Source organism: Paraburkholderia sp. A1RI-2L, from assembly GCF_048957375.1.
In the GTDB taxonomy this organism is placed as follows: domain Bacteria; phylum Pseudomonadota; class Gammaproteobacteria; order Burkholderiales; family Burkholderiaceae; genus Paraburkholderia.
Genome location: NZ_JARBTA010000001.1, coordinates 1,658,242 through 1,675,715, shown reverse-complemented (window position 1 = coordinate 1,675,715; position 17,474 = coordinate 1,658,242). Strand labels below are relative to the sequence as shown.

General features: G+C 64.0%; 15 protein-coding genes. 5 read left to right on the top strand and 10 right to left on the bottom strand.

Annotated elements, in window-relative coordinates:
- Positions 1-9: 9 nt before the first annotated feature.
- Positions 10-582 carry a type VI secretion system contractile sheath small subunit gene (gene tssB, locus PWP93_RS07760; RefSeq protein WP_421044031.1) on the bottom strand — a complete coding sequence of 191 codons (573 nt, stop codon included), beginning with the start codon at positions 580-582 and terminating at the stop codon, positions 10-12.
- A gap of 49 nt (positions 583-631) precedes the next feature.
- The gene (gene tssA / locus PWP93_RS07755; RefSeq protein WP_421044030.1) at positions 632-1,690 is read right to left on the bottom strand and encodes a type VI secretion system protein TssA; all 1,059 of its coding nucleotides are present in this window, start codon (positions 1,688-1,690) and stop codon (positions 632-634) included.
- Between the two features lie 561 nt (positions 1,691-2,251).
- Here tssA and PWP93_RS07750 point away from each other — a divergent pair.
- On the top strand, positions 2,252-3,880 hold the full coding sequence (locus PWP93_RS07750; RefSeq protein ID WP_421044029.1) for a methyl-accepting chemotaxis protein: 1,629 nt from the start codon (positions 2,252-2,254) through the stop codon (positions 3,878-3,880).
- A 7-nt stretch (positions 3,881-3,887) separates the two neighbouring features.
- Here the strand turns inward: PWP93_RS07750 and iolB are convergent, their stop codons facing one another.
- The 7 genes from iolB to PWP93_RS07715 all read right to left on the bottom strand — a co-directional run bounded on the left by iolB (position 3,888) and on the right by PWP93_RS07715 (position 12,810).
- Complete coding sequence (gene iolB / locus PWP93_RS07745) at positions 3,888-4,691, bottom strand: 5-deoxy-glucuronate isomerase (RefSeq protein WP_421044028.1); 804 nt, start codon at positions 4,689-4,691, stop codon at positions 3,888-3,890.
- Positions 4,688-5,623 (bottom strand): myo-inosose-2 dehydratase, encoded by a 936-nt coding sequence (gene iolE, locus PWP93_RS07740; RefSeq protein ID WP_421044027.1) that lies wholly within the window; start codon positions 5,621-5,623, stop codon positions 4,688-4,690. Before iolE ends, iolB begins: the two co-directional genes overlap by 4 nt.
- On the bottom strand, positions 5,620-7,617 hold the full coding sequence (iolD, locus tag PWP93_RS07735) for a 3D-(3,5/4)-trihydroxycyclohexane-1,2-dione acylhydrolase (decyclizing) (protein ID WP_421044026.1): 1,998 nt from the start codon (positions 7,615-7,617) through the stop codon (positions 5,620-5,622). The genes iolE and iolD overlap by 4 nt, the downstream gene beginning before the upstream one ends.
- Positions 7,614-9,632, bottom strand: coding sequence for a bifunctional 5-dehydro-2-deoxygluconokinase/5-dehydro-2-deoxyphosphogluconate aldolase (locus PWP93_RS07730; RefSeq protein WP_421044025.1), 2,019 nt, complete (start codon positions 9,630-9,632; stop codon positions 7,614-7,616). The genes iolD and PWP93_RS07730 overlap by 4 nt, the downstream gene beginning before the upstream one ends.
- Positions 9,633-9,665: 33 nt before the next feature.
- Positions 9,666-10,478 (bottom strand): ATP-binding cassette domain-containing protein, encoded by an 813-nt coding sequence (locus tag PWP93_RS07725; protein ID WP_421023613.1) that lies wholly within the window; start codon positions 10,476-10,478, stop codon positions 9,666-9,668.
- Between the two features lie 13 nt (positions 10,479-10,491).
- A complete protein-coding gene (locus PWP93_RS07720) occupies positions 10,492-11,667 on the bottom strand; it encodes an ABC transporter permease (protein WP_421044024.1) in 1,176 nt (391 codons plus the stop codon).
- 81 nt (positions 11,668-11,748) lie between these two features.
- Positions 11,749-12,810 carry a sugar ABC transporter substrate-binding protein gene (locus PWP93_RS07715; protein ID WP_421044023.1) on the bottom strand — a complete coding sequence of 354 codons (1,062 nt, stop codon included), beginning with the start codon at positions 12,808-12,810 and terminating at the stop codon, positions 11,749-11,751.
- A gap of 283 nt (positions 12,811-13,093) precedes the next feature.
- On the opposite strand from PWP93_RS07715, the gene PWP93_RS07710 reads away from it, so the two are divergent.
- From PWP93_RS07710 to PWP93_RS07695, 4 genes are all read left to right on the top strand, one after another.
- Positions 13,094-13,984: a MurR/RpiR family transcriptional regulator gene (locus PWP93_RS07710; RefSeq protein WP_421023616.1), complete on the top strand. Its 891-nt coding sequence runs from the start codon at positions 13,094-13,096 to the stop codon at positions 13,982-13,984.
- Positions 13,977-14,984, top strand: a complete 1,008-nt coding sequence (gene iolG / locus PWP93_RS07705) for an inositol 2-dehydrogenase (protein WP_421044022.1) — start codon at positions 13,977-13,979, stop codon at positions 14,982-14,984. Before PWP93_RS07710 ends, iolG begins: the two co-directional genes overlap by 8 nt.
- 72 nt (positions 14,985-15,056) lie before the next feature.
- A complete protein-coding gene (locus PWP93_RS07700; RefSeq protein ID WP_421044021.1) occupies positions 15,057-16,124 on the top strand; it encodes a Gfo/Idh/MocA family oxidoreductase in 1,068 nt (355 codons plus the stop codon).
- A 129-nt stretch (positions 16,125-16,253) separates the two neighbouring features.
- Complete coding sequence (locus PWP93_RS07695; protein ID WP_421045031.1) at positions 16,254-16,481, top strand: sulfurtransferase TusA family protein; 228 nt, start codon at positions 16,254-16,256, stop codon at positions 16,479-16,481.
- A 94-nt stretch (positions 16,482-16,575) separates the two neighbouring features.
- Here PWP93_RS07695 and galU read toward each other — a convergent pair whose 3' ends face one another.
- Positions 16,576-17,457 carry a UTP--glucose-1-phosphate uridylyltransferase GalU gene (gene galU / locus PWP93_RS07690; RefSeq protein WP_035533635.1) on the bottom strand — a complete coding sequence of 294 codons (882 nt, stop codon included), beginning with the start codon at positions 17,455-17,457 and terminating at the stop codon, positions 16,576-16,578.
- Positions 17,458-17,474: the final 17 nt, after the last annotated feature.

Here is a 17,474-nt window from a genome sequence, read left to right as displayed (position 1 = left end):
TTGGTTTCGTCAGGCTTCGGTTTTGCCGTCCGACGGCGAACCCGTTGGCTGGTCCTGATCCGGGACCGGGGTTTTGGCGGCGGCTTGGTCGGTAAGGCGCGCGATCGACTCGAGCAGCGGGCGGCTCTTCAGCGCTTGCATGAGCATGGCTTCGGCATTGCTCTTGCCGTCCATGTAGGAGAGCAGATTCGAAAGCTGGCGCCGGGCCATCAGTAACTGGTTCAGCTCGGGCACCATGCGCGCGACGCTCGCCGGCGAAAAGTCTTCCATCGACTCGAAGGTGAGATCGATGGCCAGGTGGCCGTCGCCCGAGATTTCGTTGGGCACGTGGAAGGCCGCCCGCGGTTGCACCGACTTCAAGCGGTCGTCGAAATTATCAACGTCGATTTCGAGGAACTTGCGTTGTTCCAGGCTGGGCTGCTGCCGGTTGGATTTGCCCGCGAGGTCCGATAGCACGCCCATGACAAACGGAATGTCTACGCTCTGATTGCTTCCGTAGGTCTCGACGTCGTATTCGATCTGAACCCGCGGTGCGCGATTACGCCCAATGAATTTTTGTCCGGTTGATTTCGAATCGCTCATCTTCGGAGTCCTATAAATAAGGGAGGTGCTTGATCATGAAGATCGATGGCTAGGATTGCGCCACGGCGTTGCCACCGAGGCCGGCCAGCAGGTCGATATGCGGAATGGCCTCAGGCGTCATGTCGCGAATGATTTCGTAAAACGTCATATGTAGCAGGCGTTGAGCGCGGCGGATCAGCAACGACGACGGGTGAGCCGGTTCACAGGCTTCGAGATAGAGACAGACCTTTTCGAGCAGCAGGCTCGCGTCGTCTCGCGAGCGAACTTCGCCGGCATGGCCCGAGTCTGCGAGTAGCCTGCTGCTTGCAGCCGGTGACGTTGCCGCTGCAGTCGTGTTTGATTGCGCAGCCGCAGCGTTATCTGCAGTGTTTTCCGCCAGTAGCGAGTACACGGCACGCAAAGGCTTTTCCACCGCGCTCGTGTCGGGCGCCCATGTCTCGTCCAGATGGCCCGACACGGTGCGGCGGAGATTCTCGATATGAGCGAGCAGTTCGTCTACGACGTCGAGCGAGGCCCGTTGTGCATTGAGCGCCACGCACAATTCCTGCCGCGTGACGCCGCCCTCCTGTTCGGTCGAGCCGTCTAGCAGTGCCGACACTTTGCGCAGTGAAAGGTCGACACCGCGCACCAGCAGCAGGCTCGCTGCACGAGCGCGCGCACCGAGGGCTTCCGGTGAGAAGAACGCTTGCAGCGCATTCGTGCGATAGAACGGGTCGGGTTGCCCGTCGTCGTCGAGTGCAATACGGGGGTGCACGCCATCCCAATGGCTGTCGAGCAGGTCAGCAGTCAGCGCCAGGCCTTTCGCGTACCCCCTCAATCCGGCGGATTCCATCCACGCGCGGGTGAGCCACGCCACGACGCGCAGATCTTTCGAGCGTTGCAGCAGAGCTTCTGCCTGTTGCTTGACGAGATGCCAATCTGGCGCGACAGCAGCAATGACCGTGTCTCCATATTGCTGATCGCCAACGCCGGCGACAGTACGTTCAAGTCCGATGAACGCCGCGTCGTACTCGAGGTTTTCGCCGCAATCGTCCATTGATTCACTCGCACCCGCTGATTCGGGCGCCATGAGCGGGGCGGTAAGCGGGTAATCCTGATCGGTATTCACACGGTGTTTCCCCATAATTCAGATGAACGTTGGATATTTTTTTGTTAATAAAAATATCTTTATGAGTAAGAGGCTAAATATTTCGCAATCGAGATATCGTGAGGTTTGGTCTCGATCGTTCTTGATTTGCTTTATGTGAATCGATGTGCGTGCTGGAGGCCAAGGGGCTTCGGCATTAAAAGCTGAGATTTTCTACGGAATGCATTCCGCTTTTCATGTGTTGGATATAGTGGTGACAGAGTAATGCCGATTGTCAGGGGAGGGTTGGCAATCGATAAAATTTATGATGATTATCAAGTTGCCAAATTAATTTAATCATTCTGCATATTGGGTATCTGAATCGGGATAAAAATTTCGTTATCGCAATTAATATGCAGTCTGAATTATTGTATTGATATGGAAATTGCTTGATTGAAGTGCAGACGTCTTGCTCATGGGTAAATTGCGAACGCCTGACGCACGCCGCGCTAAAGTTTTTGGCAAATCTGCCGTAGACGGGGTCGAGGCGGACTTGGGGAAATCTCTCGTGCAGCCGGACAACAAGAAGGAGACCGTCAAGACATGAAAGCTGCATTGCAGGGACGGCGGCACGCCAGTTTCGTGCCGCAAGATGCGCGAGCGGGCAGGGCGCTCTCGGTGAAGACGATGTTGCGCGTTGCGTTTGCGGTGGTGCTGGCCGGTACGCTGGCTATCGGCGCATTTTCGCTCGCGCAGATCAGTCGTCTGAACGATTCAACAGAATCGATCTACGAGCAGGGCCACATTGCCAGCCGTGCGGCGGAGGAAGCGCGCGCTCAGGTGCTGCGGGCGAGCCGCGCGCAGAAAATGCTGCTCACGGCGACCACCGCCAAGGAGCGCGACGATCTGGGCGCCGACATCGAAAAGAATCTTGCCGCGCTCGTGACCGAAATGAAAGTGCTCGAACAATATTCGGCTCAGTCGGGAAGTGACGCGCTTGCCCAGCAAAAGCAGTTCGCGGCGGCGGTGCAAACATGGAGCGGGCAATTGCGCGAGTTTGTCACGCTGGTGAAGGCGCAGCCGCTCGACCTATCGCAGATGAACTGGCAAGTCGGCACGCGGGACGTGTCGCTGCTCGTCGAAACAGAGAAGCTCGAAACGCTCGTCGATCGGCTCGTTGCACAGCGCGGCGCTGCCGCCAAGGCGACGATCGCGGCGTCGGCGTTCATCTACGAATCGTCGTTCGTGATGATCGCTGCGGCGACGGCGGGTCTCTTCGTGCTCGCGTTCGTCGTGAGCGAATGGGTCGTGAGGCGACTCGCGCGCCAACTCGGCGGCGAACCCGCCCATGCGAAGGCCATTGCCGCGCGTATTGCTTCGGGAGATCTCGCACAGCCGGTCGAGGTTCACGCGCGCGACGCGTCCAGCATGCTGGGCGCTTTGCGGGACATGCAGAAAGGGCTTTCGGTTACTGTGGCCGAGATCGCCGCGAGCGCGGAAGCGATTGCCGCTGCATCGGGACAGATTTCAACGGGCAATCTCGATCTTTCGCACCGCACCGAGGCGCAGGCCGTTGCGCTCGAACGCACCGCGAGCAGCATGGAGCAGTTGACCTCCACGGTCCGCCTGAACGCCGAAAACGCGCAGCAAGCGAGCACGCTGGCCGGCAACGCTTCGCAAATCGCGCAGAAGGGGGGCGCCGTGGTGGGCCGCGTGGTGGCCACGATGAATGAGATCAACGAGAGCGCGAAGAGCATCGCCGACATCATCGGTGTGATTGAGGGCATCGCGTTTCAAACCAACATTCTGGCGCTCAATGCCGCGGTCGAAGCGGCGCGGGCGGGTGAGGAGGGACGCGGCTTCTCGGTGGTCGCGGGCGAGGTGCGCAATCTCGCGCAGCGCAGCGCCGCGGCGGCGAGAGAGATCAAGGCCTTGATTACCGACTCGGTCGCGCGCGTGGCGAACGGCTCGACGCTCGCCAGCGACGCGGGCCGGACCATGGAAGAAGTCATGTCGGCCGTGAAGCGCGTGAACGACATCATCGGCGAAATTTCGGCGGCGTCGAGCGAGCAGCGCTCCGGCATCGAGGAGATCAATCGCGCGGTGACGCAAATGGATGCAGGCACGCAACAGAACGCCGCGCTGGTGGAAGAGGCCACGGCGGCGGCGCAGTCGCTCGACGATCAGGCCAAGGTGCTCAAACGTCTCGTGAACACTTTTCAGCTCGCGTGACATTGCCTCACTTCGCGTCGCGCTCGATGATCCACTCGTGCGCGGGATCGTTGTGGAAGTGCCACTCGCGTTTGGGACCGGCCATGACGTTCAGGTAGTACGAGTCATAGCCGTACGGCACGACCACGGGATGGTAGCCGCGCGGCACCATCACGACGTCGTGATCCTCCACGGCCATGGTCTCGTCGAGATCGCGCAGGTCGGTATAGACGCGCTGGAACGCGAAGCCTTGCTGCGGATTGAGCCGGTGGTAATAGGTCTCCTCCAGTGCGCTCTCTTGAGGCAGGCGGTCGGCGTCGTGCTTGTGCGGCGGATAGCTCGACGAATGGCCCGAGGGCGTGCGCACCTCCACTACAAGCAGCGATTCCGCCGGTTCAGTCTGCGGAAGAATATCGCAGACGTAGCGCGTATTCGCGCCCTTGCCGCGCGTGGAGCGCTTCATTTGTGAGGGCTCGATGAGCCGCACCGGCAGCGTGCCCTGTGCGGGCGCGCTCGCCACGCCCAGCTCGGCCTCGCGGGTGGCGCGCACCGTGGCCTTCACGCCGGGCGGCAGATAGAGTGCGTACGGCGCGGCGTCTTCGAATACGCTGTCACGCGAGCCGAGATTCGAATACTGCCTGCCGTCTGCTTCGATATTCACGGCGCCCGAGAGCACGACGATGCAGCTTTCGCGGTCCGTCTCGTAGACATAGACCAACTCGTCCGCCGCGAGCCGGTACGCGGCGAAGCCGACATAGCGCCAGCCCGCCGTGGCGGGCGTGACGCGCGCGATCGTCTGGCCTTCGCGCTCGGCCTTGACCAACAGGCTCATGCTGCCTCCTTGCTTGTGCCACTTTCCTGGTGATCCGAATCAATGGGCGAATCGATCAGCGAACGCAGCGTGCGGTAACCCTTTTGTGCATACTCGTACGATGGTGCGATCACCGGATCCTGCTCGGCCTCCACGACGAGCCAGCCGCGATACCCGTGCTGTTTCAGGCGCGCGACGATCGCCGGAAAGTCGACTGCGCCGTCGCCGGGCACCGTGAAGGCCCCCGCTAGCACCGCGTCGAGGAAACTCCAGTTGCGGTTGCGTGCGAGCTTCACGACGGCGGGGCGCACGTCCTTGCAGTGCACGTGGCAGACGCGCGCGATGTGCTTGTCGAGTTCCACGACGGGGTCGCCCCCCGCGAACGTGATATGGCCCGCGTCGAACAGCAGCCCCACGGCGTCGCTCGTGCGCGCCATGAGCTTGTCGACGTCGGCGGGCGTCTCCACATACGCGCCCATGTGATGGTGATACGCAAGCCGCACGCCGCGCGAAAGCGTATGACGCGCGAACCCCTCCACGCGCGCGGCGTAGTCGTCCCACTGCTTTTCGCTGAAAAAGCGCGGGCGCTGATAGAGCGGGCGCGGCGCACCCTGAATCGAATCGGCGACTTCGCCATACACCATCACGGTGGCGCCGTTTTGCGCGAGCAAATCCAGATGCGGGCCGACGGCCTCGATCTCCGCCGCCACGCTGCGATGCGCCAGCATGCCCGAGTACCAGCCCGACACGAGCGACAGATCGTATTGCGCGAGCAATGCCTTGAGCGCCTGCGGTTCGCGCGGGAATTTGTTGCCGAGCTCAAAGCCTTCGTAGCCGATCTCGCGCCCTTCGGTGAGCGCCACGGAGAGCGGCGTTTCGCCTCCGAGCGAGGGCAGGTCGTCGTTCATCCACGACAGCGGATTGATGCCGATGCGTACGTCGAATGCGCTCATGTGGGTTCCGTCTCGTCATGCCTGGATGGGGTCGCGGGCTGTGCATCGCCGGTCCGCTCGCGCCGGCCGCGCGCAGCGAGATGCGCGTCATAGTGCTCGCGCGCTTCGCGCACGGCAGCACGTGTCGATACCTCGGGCACGGCGACTTCCCACCACCAGCCGCCTTCCTCGGTCGTGCGTGCAGGGTCGGTGTCGATGCTGACGAGGTAGGTGCGTGAGGCCGCGCGCGCACGTTGCAGCGCGGTTTCGAGTTCCGCAATGTTGGCGACGTGCTCGGCCTGCGCGCCCAGCGCGCGCGCGTGCGAAGCGAAGTCGATGCGCGGCGCGCCGAGCGGCCCTTGCGCGCAGTCCTCGAACAGGTTGTTGAACGGCGCGCCGCCGCAGGCCTGCTGGAGCCGGTTGATGCAGCCATAGCCACGGTTATCGAGCACGACGATGATGAGCTTCGCACCGAGCATCACCGAGGTGGCGATCTCGCTGTTCATCATCAGATAGCTGCCGTCGCCCACCATGACGATGACTTCGCGATCGGGCCGCGCGAGCTTCGCGCCCAGCCCGCCCGCGATCTCGTAGCCCATGCACGAGTAGCCGTATTCGACGTGGTACGCGCCCGGCTGACCTGCGCGCCAGAGCTTGTGCAGTTCGGCGGGCAGGGTGCCGGCCGCGCATACGACAATGTCTTCAGTGTACGAACGGCTCGACGAGCGCTGCACGGCGCCGATCACATCGGCATCGTAGGGCAGGCTGTGACGCTCCTGCGGCGCGTGGGTGAGCGCGTCCACGCTTGCGCGCCATTCGTCGGCGAGGCGCCGCGCGCAGGCGGTCCAGTTCGCGTCCGCGCGCCAGTTGAGGAGCTCGTCGCCAAGTGCCGCGAGCGCGAGCTTCGCATCGGCCTCCACGGTCAGGCCGTTGTGCTTGAGCGCGTCGAAGCCATTCGCGTTCACGCCGATCACGTGTGCGTGCGCGAACAGCGAATTCGAGCCGGTCGTGAAGTCCTGCAGGCGCGTGCCCACCGCGAGGATGCAGTCGGCGTCGCGCGCGAGCGCGTTCGCGGCGGGCGAGCCCGTCACGCCGATGGCGCCCACATTGAGCGGGTCGTCCCAGGCGAGCGCGCCCTTGCCCGCCTGCGTTTCCGCCACCGGAATGCCGCGCGCGGTGGCGAGCGCCTTGAGTTGAGCCGCGGCCCGCGAGTAGAGCACGCCGCCGCCCGCGACAATGAGCGGACGCTTGGCGCGATGCAGTTGCGCAAGCGCCGCGTCGATCTCGCTTTGCACTGGCACATTCGCATGAAAGTTCACGAGGCGCGGTGTGAAGAAGCTCGCGGGATAGTCCCACGCCATGGCCTGCACGTCCTGCGGCAGCGCGAGCGTGACCGGGCCGCACTGCGCAGCGTCGGTGAGCACGCGCAGTGCGCGCGGCAAGGCGGTGAGCAACTGCGCGGGATGCACGATGCGGTCGAAATAGCGCGACACCGGCTTGAGCGCGTCATTGGCGGAGACGCCGCCATCATGAGGATCTTCGACTTGCTGAAGCACCGGGTCGGGTTCGCGCGAGACGAACGTGTCGCCGGGCAACAGCAGGAGCGGCAGGCGGTTCACGTGCGCGAGCGCGGCGGCTGTCACGAGGTTGGTGGCGCCTGGACCGATCGAGGTCGTGACGGCCATCATGCGGCGGCGGAAATGTGCCTTTGCATAGGCGATCGCGCTGTGCGCCATCGCTTGCTCATTGTGCGCGCGCAGCGTGGGCAGTTCGTGGCGATAGTGATAAAGCGCCTCGCCGAGGCCCGCCACGTTGCCGTGCCCGAAAATGGCGAACACGCCGCCGAACAGCGGCTCTGTACGGCCTGAGCCGTCATCGCAGGCTACGCGCTGCGCCGCGAGAAAACGCACCAGTGCCTGTGCCGTGGTGAGGCGCACCGTAGCGGCAGGGGTATTGGGCTGGGCGTCGGGCGTTGTCTGTGATGTGCCAGCGTTGGGAGCAATGCGCTGATTCATGCTGCTTTCTCCTCATGCGTGGCGTGAGCATCGCGCTGCTGTGTCGGGTCTCGTACCTCGCTTCGCGCTGCGCGCCAAGCCGCGATCAGCGCCTCGAAGGCGCGGCGCACGCGCGCGACCAGTTCCTGGTCGTCGATTTCTCCCGCGAGCCAGGCGAGGCTCGGCTCGTAGAAGATCGTGCGTCCTACCGTGAAGCCGCGGCACGTCTGCGAAGCCGCCGCCGCGCGAAAGCCGCTCGTCAATTGCTCGATGGGCGCCGAGAGGCCCAGCAGCACCACGCCACGGCAATACGGATCGCGTTCGGCGATCAGCGCGTCAATCTCGCGCCACTGCGCCGCGTCCATCGGTTCGAGCTTCCACCACTCGGGGTAGAGGCCGACGTTGTAGAGCCGCTTGAGCGCGCGATAGACGGTGTCGGGGGCGTTCGGCTCGCCATCGAGCTTTGGCGGAATCACTTCGAGCAGCAGTTCGTGGCCGCTTGCCTGGACCGCGTCGTAGAGGGCGCATAGCTGCGCTTCCTGTTCGAGGCGCTGCTCGATGGGCTCGTCGGGGTGGAACTGCACGAGACACTTCACCGTATGCCCGATGGGCCAGGCTGCGAGCGTGGTGCCGATCGAGCGGCCATGGTCGAACACGAGCGGCACCGAGCCCGGCAGTTCGACCGGCCGGCCGATCCACCAGTCGCGCCCGGTTGCCGCGTTGAGCGCGTCCTGGCCGTAGCGGTCGTCGATCAGGACGCCGATGCGGCCTTGCAGGCCGAGCTCGCTTTCGGTCTGCGCCACGGCGTCGACGAACAGGTTCTTCAGGTGCGAGATACGCGCCTCGCTGGCGCCGGTTTGCTGGGCGAGGTCGAAGAACTGGTTGCGATGATCGAATGCGAAACCCAGCACTTCATCGTACCGCTTGCGCGCGGGCGTCACGCGATGCAGTCGGGCGAGCGTCGCGTCGCGGTCGGGGCGGCGCATGCGCACGGGGTCCATTGCGGCTTCGCGCAGGAAATAGTCGAGCTCTGCAGGTGTGGGCATGGCAGGCGCGCAACCGTGGCGCGAGACCACGAGCGCGCCGCACGCATTGGCCGCACGGGCGCAGTCCTCGAGCGGCGCGTCGCGCAGCCAGCCCGAAAGAAAGCCCGCCGCAAACGCGTCGCCCGCGCCGAGCACGTTGAGCACTTCGACTTCCACGCCGCGCTGCAACGGCACGGTGTCGAGGGAATCGGGCACGGCGCCCTCGACGATCTGGCAGCCGAGCGGGCCGCGCTTCACGAGCAGCGTGGCGGCCGTGACCTCGCGCACGCGCTTGAGCGCGTCGGGGAGGTTCTCCTTGCCGCCCGCGATGCGGAACTCTTCCTCGGTGCCGATCACGAGGTCGAAGCGCGGCAGGATCCGTTGCAGATGCTCGCTCACGCCTGCGCTCGCGATGAAGCGCGTTTCACCATCAGCCTTGCCGGTCAGGCCCCAGAGCACGGGCCGATAGTCGATGTCGAGCACGGTGCGCACGTTGTTGCGGCGCGCGTAGTCGAGCGCGGCGAGGCTCGCGCGGTTCACATGTTCGGTCGAGAAGTGCGTACCGGTGATGAGCAGCGCTTTCGACGAGGCAATGAAGGCTTCGTCGAAGTCGCCCGCATCGACGGCCATATCGGCGCAGTTCTCGCGATAGAAGATGAGCGGAAAGGTATCGCGGTCCTTCAAGCCGAGCAGCACGAGGGCGGTGAGCCGCTCGCGGTCGATGCGCACGTGGCTCGTATCGCAGCGTTCCTTGGCGAGTGTTTCAGTGAGGAAGCGGCCCATATGGTCGTCGCCGACGCGCGTGAGCATGGCCGCGTTCAGGCCGAGCCGCGCGCAGCCGAAGGCAATGTTCGCCGACGAACCGCCGAGATACTTGGCGAAGGTGGAGACATCCTCGAGCCGCGCGCCCACCTGCTGCGCATAGAGATCCACGCCGAGCCGGCCGAGGCAGACGATGTCGCGGCTGCGCGCGCTCGCGAAGCGCGAAGGGGAGGTGCTGGGGAGAGCCATGTGCATTCCTGTCGTATTCGGTCCCGCACGTATTCAAATGGTCGCGCCGTCGAGCTCGGCAATCATCTTCTGCATCTCCGCGCCGCCGGCCATCATGTCGAGCACTTCGTTCTTGCTGATCGTGTCTTTCGTGTACGTGCCGAGCGAGCGGCCGCGATTGAGCAGTGTGAACGAGTCGCCAATCGGGTACGCGTGGTGGACGTTGTGGGTGATGAAGATCACCGAGATGCCTTTGGCGCGCGCGTTATGAATCAGCTTGAGCACGTTGAAGCTCTGCTTCACGCCGAGCGCGGCCGTTGGCTCGTCGAGAATCAGCACCCGTGCACCGAAGTGAATCGCCCGCGCGATCGCGAGGCACTGGCGCTCGCCGCCCGACATCGTGCCGATGGCCTGATGCGGGTCGCGCACGTTGATGCCCATTTCGGAGAGTCGATCCTTCGCGATGGTTGCGCTCGCATCCAGATCCATCACGTTGATGAACCCAAAAAGCTTCTTCTGCGGTTCGCGGCCCATGAAGAAGTTGCGCGCCACGGAGAGCAGCGGCACCAGTGCAAGATCCTGATAGACCGTTGCGATGCCGAGGTCGAGCGCGTCCTTGGGCGAATCGAAGCGCACGGGCTTGCCGTCCACTAAATATTGGCCCGAGGTAGGCGCGTGCACGCCGGCTAGCGTCTTGATGAGCGTGGACTTGCCCGCGCCGTTGTCGCCGAGCAGGCAGTGCACTTCGCCGCGCTTCAGACGCAGCGTGACGCCGTTGAGCGCGATGACCTTGCCGAAGTACTTGCTGACGTTTTCCAGTGCGAGGATCGTGTCGCTGTTCGCATTTGCGCTTTCAGTCTGGTTCATGTCGGCCTCCGGCTTACGATTGCGCGACGCGGCGGCGCACATAGTGGTTGAAAAGCACGGCGATGAGCAGCATCACGCCAAGGAAGACGCGGAACCAGTCCGAGTCGATGTTCGTGTAGGTGATGCCGATCTGCACGACACCGAAGATGAGCGCGCCGAACGCGGCGCCGATCACCGAGCCATAGCCGCCCGTGAGCAGCGTGCCGCCGATTACTGCGGCGATGATGGCTTCAAACTCCTTTTGCAGGCCGCGGTCGGCTGCGGCCGAGCCGATATCGCAGACTTGCAGCACGGCGAACAGGCACGAGCAGAAAGCGGTGAGCATGAAGAGCGCGATCTTCACGCGCTTGACCGGCACGCCCACGTTCTTTGCGGCGTTGGCGTCGCCGCCCACGGCGAGGATCCAGTTGCCGTAGCGCGTCTTGGCGAGCGTGAACGCACCGATGGCCACGAGCGCGAACCACCAGAGAATGACCTTCGGCACGCCCGGCACGAGCGGCTGACCGTTGTCGAGCATCTTGCCGATGCCGATGTGCGCGAGCGCCACGAACAGGCCCTTGAACGCCGTGCCGTGAAAGAGCAGGTTGGTCACATAGTCGGCTTTCGCGACGTCGCCCACGCCGGAGACGATGGTGCGGTCGGCGAACATGATCGAGAGCGCGAGTGTGAGGCCGCGCAGGATGAACAGGAACGCGAGCGTGACAATGAACGAGGGCAGCCGCGTGCGCATCACGAGGTAGCCGTTCAATGCGCCTAACGCGATGCAGCCCGCGAACGCGAACAGGATGGACAGCGCAATGGGCCAATGGAAGTACATGGTGGGGATGGCCACCATCATGCCGGCAAAGCCGATCATCGAGCCGATCGAGAGGTCGAATTCGCCGGCGATCATCAGCAGGCACGCACCAACCGAGAGGATGCCCAAGTAAGCGGCCACCTGCGACCAGTTCATCACGCCGTCGAGGTCGAACATGCCGGAGCCGCCCGCGCCGATCGCGAACACGGCGAACACGAGCACGGTGCCGGAAATCGCGGCAAATTCGGGGCGGCCGAGCAGATGCCCGAACCACGATTCGCGCCGCACGCGCTCGTCGGTCGCGCCAGGCCCCGCTGACGACGGCTGACCCGCGCGCGGGTCCTGTGTGTCGTCCGTTGCATGCGAGGGGAAGTGTTTGCCGGCTACACCCATGATGGCTCCTTGATTCGACCACACCTGGTATGCGCCAGGTGCGGTCTCTTGCTGACCAAAAGACGTTTCGAACCTGCGGGATCAGCGGTACTGCCCCGCGTACTTCACGACCTTGTCGAGGTTCTCCCGGGTGATGAAGCCCGGACCCGAACGGATATTGCGCGGTCCGTACGAGGGTTGCAGGCCGTAAGTGTCCAGACGCTGCTTGAACTTCGGATTGGCTTCGAGAATCTGGCGGATCTTCGCCGGGTCGGTCGTATGTTCCTTCTTCACGATCGCGAGCACGGCCACCGGGATATAGCCCTGCAGATACGGCTGCTGGTCGATGGCGAACTGGATCGTGCCCGCGCGGATCGCCTTGGCGATTTCATCGGAGAAGTCGAACGTGCAGAAGTAGATCTTGCCCGCGAGGCCCATCTGCTGAACCGCCTTGAGCGTGGCTGCCGCCGGCACAGGGCCGAGCGTGAGAATCGCGCCGGTGTTCGGATGGTTGCGCAGATACGCGCTCACTTTCGACTGGATTTCGGTCGGGTCCTGGCCCGAGTCGATCGTCGAGGTCTTGTAGTTCACGCCGATGGCGTCCGCAAAGCCGCGGCAACGGTCGAACGACACCGTATTGGTGGCGATGTGGTTCACGCAGAGAAACGACTTCACGCCCGCAGCCTTGGCCTTTTCGCCGGCTGCGTGGCCCGCCACGTATTCGGGCTGGCCCACGTGCATGATTGCGCCGAGCTTCGCGCTCTGGTCCTCGGTGCCGGAGTTGATCGTGACGAGCGGGATCTTCTTTTCCGTGACCTTGCCGATGGAATTCTTCAGCACGTCGTAGTCGGCGATGGTGGTGACGACGCCGTCGTAATTGCGCGCGGCGGCCTGCTCGATCAGGCGCGCCATGTCGGCGATGTCGCCGTTGGGCGGATTGCGGTAGTCGGTTTCGACGTTGAAGTCTTCGTCGGCCTGCTTGATGGCGTTCTTGATGGTGTTCCACCACGAGTCCGAATCCGGCGCGTGGCTGATCAGCACGAAGTGCGCGTCGGCGGCCTGCGCCGGTTGCGCACCCAGCGCGCTCAAGCCGCTCAGTCCCGCTGCCAGCGTGAGCGCTGCGGCCAACCTTCGGAGCATGGTCTTGCCCTTGCGTTGCGTCATTGTCTCCACCTTTCTCGGTCTGTCGTTCGTTCTTGGGGTGAGCGACGCGCGCTTCTCGGCTTGACTTCCTGGCTTGCGTTGCCGCTTCGCTCAACGACAAGAGTAGGCGATCGTCTGGCGAGTTGCAACAGAAATTTCATTGCAAATAAAAATGGAAAATTTGTTCCAATCGTGTGCGCCGCTGCCTATAATCGGCTCCGTCGGCATGCCATGCATGCGTGGGCCAGCAGGGCTTCGTGGCAGGGGTTTGCCACACTGCAGCAAGCAACAGGGAAAAACGATCATGGCCGATGAAACCAGCGACGCCGTAGCAGGCGTGGACGAATTGATGCAGCGCATCGCGCACGAGTACGAGGCGTTGCCGCGGCAGTTGAAGAGCGTCGCGAACTATATCGAGCAGAACCGCGCGAGCGTCATGATGGATCGCACGAGCGACATCGCCGCGAGCTGCTCGGTGCATCCGTCGGCGGTGGTGCGGTTCGCGCAGCGCTTCGGCTTTTCGGGCTTCTCCGATTTGCAGGCGGTGTTCCGCCAGGCCTATGCGGGGCAGGGGGCGTCGCCCACGAGCTACCAGCAGCGCATACGCCAGTTGATCGAGGCGAAAGACGGCAGCGCGAGCCCCGATCTCGGCGGTGCGGTCGCGCGCGAATTCATCGGCGCGTGCCGCAATGGGCTCGACGAACTCGAGGCCGGACTCGACGATGCGCAGTTCGACGCCGCGGTGAAGATGCTCGAGCACGCGGACAACATCTACGTGATCGGCGTGCGCCGCTCGTTCGCGGTGGCGAGCTATATCGTCTACGCATTGCAGCACACGAGAAAGCGCGTGCATCTCGTGTCGGGCTTCGGCGGCATGTATCACGAGCAGATCCGCAGCGTGAAGAAAGGCGACGTGGTGATCGCCATCAGCTTCGCGCCTTACGGCAAGGAGACGCAGTACTGCCTGCGCGTGGCGCAGCAGCATCAGGCGAAGACACTGGTGATTACGGATAGCCAACTTTCGCCGCTCGCGCGACACGCCGACGCGCAACTCTATGTGAAGGAGGGGAGCGCATTCGCGTTCCGCTCGCTGACGAGCACGTTTTGCCTGTGCCAGGCGCTGTTCGTTGCACTCGCGTACCGGCTCGAACTCAACGTGGAAGAATCGACCGACCCTGGAGAATACGATGACTGAAGCAGGAACATGCAATGTTGCAGTATTCGGCGCGGGCCGCATCGGCCGGATTCATGCGGCGAACCTCGCGCGCCAGCCCGGCGTGCGCCTGAAGTACGTGGTCGATGTGAACCGCGAGGCAGCGGCCGCGCTCGCGGCGCAGCACGACGCTCAGGTAGCCGATGTGGAGGGCGCGCTCGGCGACGCCTCGATCGATGCTAGTGTGATCTGCTCATCGACCGATACGCATTCCGAACTGATTTTGAAGTCGGCGGCGGCGCGCAAGCATATCTTCTGCGAGAAGCCGGTCGATCTTGCGATCGGCCGCGCGCGCGAATGCGCCGACGCGGTGGCACGCGCGGGCGTGGTGGCCATGATCGGCTTTCAGCGCCGCTACGATCCCACTTTTGCGGCGCTCAAGGCGCGTCTGGATGGCGGCGAGATCGGCACGCCCGAGATGCTGGTCGTGACGAGCCGCGACCCGGGCGCGCCGCCGGTGGAGTACATCGTGCGCTCGGGCGGCATCTTCAAGGACATGCTGATCCACGACTTCGACATCTTCCGCTGGATTCTCGACGACGAAGCCGACACTGTGCATGCGACGGGCAGTTGTCTCTCGGACCCCGCCATCGCCGACGCGGGCGACATCGACTCCACTGCTGTCACGATCCGCACGAAGCGCGGCCGTCTTTGCCAGATCAACACGTCGCGGCGCGCGGCCTATGGCTACGACCAGCGCTTCGAGATTCTCGGCAGCGCGGGCATGCTTCAGGCAGGCAACATGACGCCGACCGAGGTGGTGTCGTGGACCAAAGGAGCGGTGGCGCGGGACGTGCCGGAAGCGTTCTTTCTCGAGCGCTACCGGGCCGCCTATGCGCGCGAGATGGCGCATTTTTACGAGGCTCTCACGCAGGGCACGCCCGTGCGCACGAGCGTGGCCGACGGCCTCAAGGCGCTGGAGCTTGCGGAGGCGGCGGCGCTGTCGTGGCGCGAAGGCCGCGTAGTGAAGCTGGGAGCGTGATCACGTCGCGCGAGTGAGGGCCGTGGCGGCATCGTGCTCGCCAGATAGAGAGGATCCCGAAGGAGACAGGCGATGCAGGCGAATGAACGTACCCGGCCGTTGCGCGTGGGCGTGGCCGGACTGGGCCGGCTCGGGCGGCGGCATGCGCTTAATCTCGCGTACCGTGTGCCGGGCGCGAAGCTGGCGGCCGCATGCAGCCCGCTCGACGACGATCTCGCGTGGGCCCTCGAGGCGATACCCGAAGCGCGGCAATACCGCGACTACGCCGAGTTGCTGGCCGATGCAACGATAGACGCCGTATGGCTCGTGACGCCCTCTGCGCTTCACGCGCAGCAGATTGTCGCTGCGTTGCACGCGGGCAAGCACGTGTTCTGCGAGAAGCCGCTCTCGCTCGACGTGGCCGAATGCGAGCGCGTGGTCGAAGAGGCGCGGCGCTTTTCCGGGCGGCAGGTGACAATCGGTTTCATGCGCCGTTTCGATCCGAGCTATCACGACGCGTTTTCGAAGCTGCGCGCGGGGGCGATCGGGCGGCCATTTCTCGTGCGCTCGCAAACCTGCGACCTCAACGATCCGGACGGTTTTTTCGTGCGCTTCGCGCCCGGCTCCGGCGGCATTTTTCTCGACTGCACCGTGCACGATATCGACGTCGCGCGCTGGCTGCTCGGCAAGCCGCGCGCCACGCGCGTGTTCGCGGCCGGCGCGGTGGCGCTGCACGAGGGCCTGCGTGAATTCGGCGACATCGACAACGGCGTGGCGATCTGCGAGTTCGAAGGCGGCAAGCTCGCGATGTTCTACGCATCGCGCACCATGGCACATGGCAACGACACGTCGAGCGAGGTGATCGGCACGGCCGGCGCGCTGGCGATCGGCCATGTGCCGCGCGCGAACCGTGTGGAGATCTACGACGCGCACGGCGTGCGCAGCGTTTGCACGCCGACCTTCTTCGACCGCTTCGAGGAGGCGTTTCTGATCGAAGCGCAGGCGTTTGTCGCAGCGGTGCGCGCGCGTGAGGCCGGCGTGGCGGAGGACGCGACGGCGAGTGCGGAGCAGGGCGCGACGCTGGAGGACGCGCTGGAAGCGACGCGAATCGGCTGTGCGTTGCGCGAGTCGCTGCGCACGGGCCAGGCGGTGACGCTCTGAAGGCGCAAAGAAGGTGCAAAGAAGGCACAAGCGGCGTTGTACGCGGCTGCGGTAAAATCGCTGCTATCCGTGCACACCCTGCGCCCTCCGCCGAGGTGGCGCGCCAACGAAGGATCCAACCCAATGCAGATTGATGTTCACAAGGAAGTGGATGCGCGTGGGCTGACCTGCCCGCTGCCGATCCTGCGCGCCAAGAAGGCGCTCGCCGACATGGAAAGCGGCCAGATTCTCAAGGTTCTCGCGACCGATCCCGGCTCGCAGCGCGATTTCGCGGCCTTTGCCAAGCAAACGGGCAACGAGATCGTGGAAAGCTCGCAGCAGGACAAGACCTTTGTGTTCCTGATGCGCCGCCGCTGATATAACTGCAGGGATGCGCTCGAGCGCATCGCATGAAAAAATGGCCCGCAATCGTGAGATTGCGGGCCATTTTCTTTGCCGGGATGGGGACTGATTAGCCCTCCAGCTCCGGCTTGCGCGTGCGCAGATATTCCGCGAAATCGGTGGCGACTTCCGGGTGGCGCAGCGCGAATTCCACGGTGGCCTTCAGGTAGCCGAGCTTGCTGCCGCAGTCGAAGCGCGTGCCGTGATACTTGTACGCGAGTACTTGTTCATCGGCGAGCAGCGACTGGATGGCGTCGGTGAGCTGGAGTTCGCCGCCCGCACCCGGCTTGATCGAGCGCAGGTGCTGGAAAATGCGCGGCTTGAGGACGTAGCGGCCCACCACGCCGAGGTTCGACGGCGCGACTTCGGGCGCCGGCTTTTCGACGATGCCCGAGAGCTTGACGATCGAGTCTTCCCACTCCTTGCCGTCGACGATGCCGTACGAGCGCGTTTCCGAGGGCGGGATCTCTTCCACGCCGAGCACCGAGCTGTGGTAGTGGTCGAACACCTCGACCATTTGCTGCATGACGGGCGGGGTGCCGTAGAGCAGGTCGTCGGCGAGGATCACGGCGAACGGGTTGTCGCCCACGAGCTTTTCCGCGCACAGCACGGCGTGACCCAGACCCAGCGCTTCGGGCTGGCGCACGTAAAAGCAGTCGACGTTGTTCGGCTTGATGTTGCGTACCAGTTCGAGCAGCTTTTCCTTGCCGCGTGCTTCGAGCTCGGCTTCGATCTCATATGACTTGTCGAAGTGGTCTTCGATCGCGCGCTTGCTGCGGCCCGTTACGAAGATCATTTCGGTGATGCCAGCCGCGACGGCCTCCTCGACCGCGTACTGGATCAGCGGCTTGTCCACGACCGGGAGCATTTCCTTCGGGCTCGCCTTGGTGGCCGGAAGGAAGCGCGTGCCGAGGCCCGCCACCGGGAATACCGCTTTGGTAACTTTTAGCATGTCTCTAGTCCTGGTCC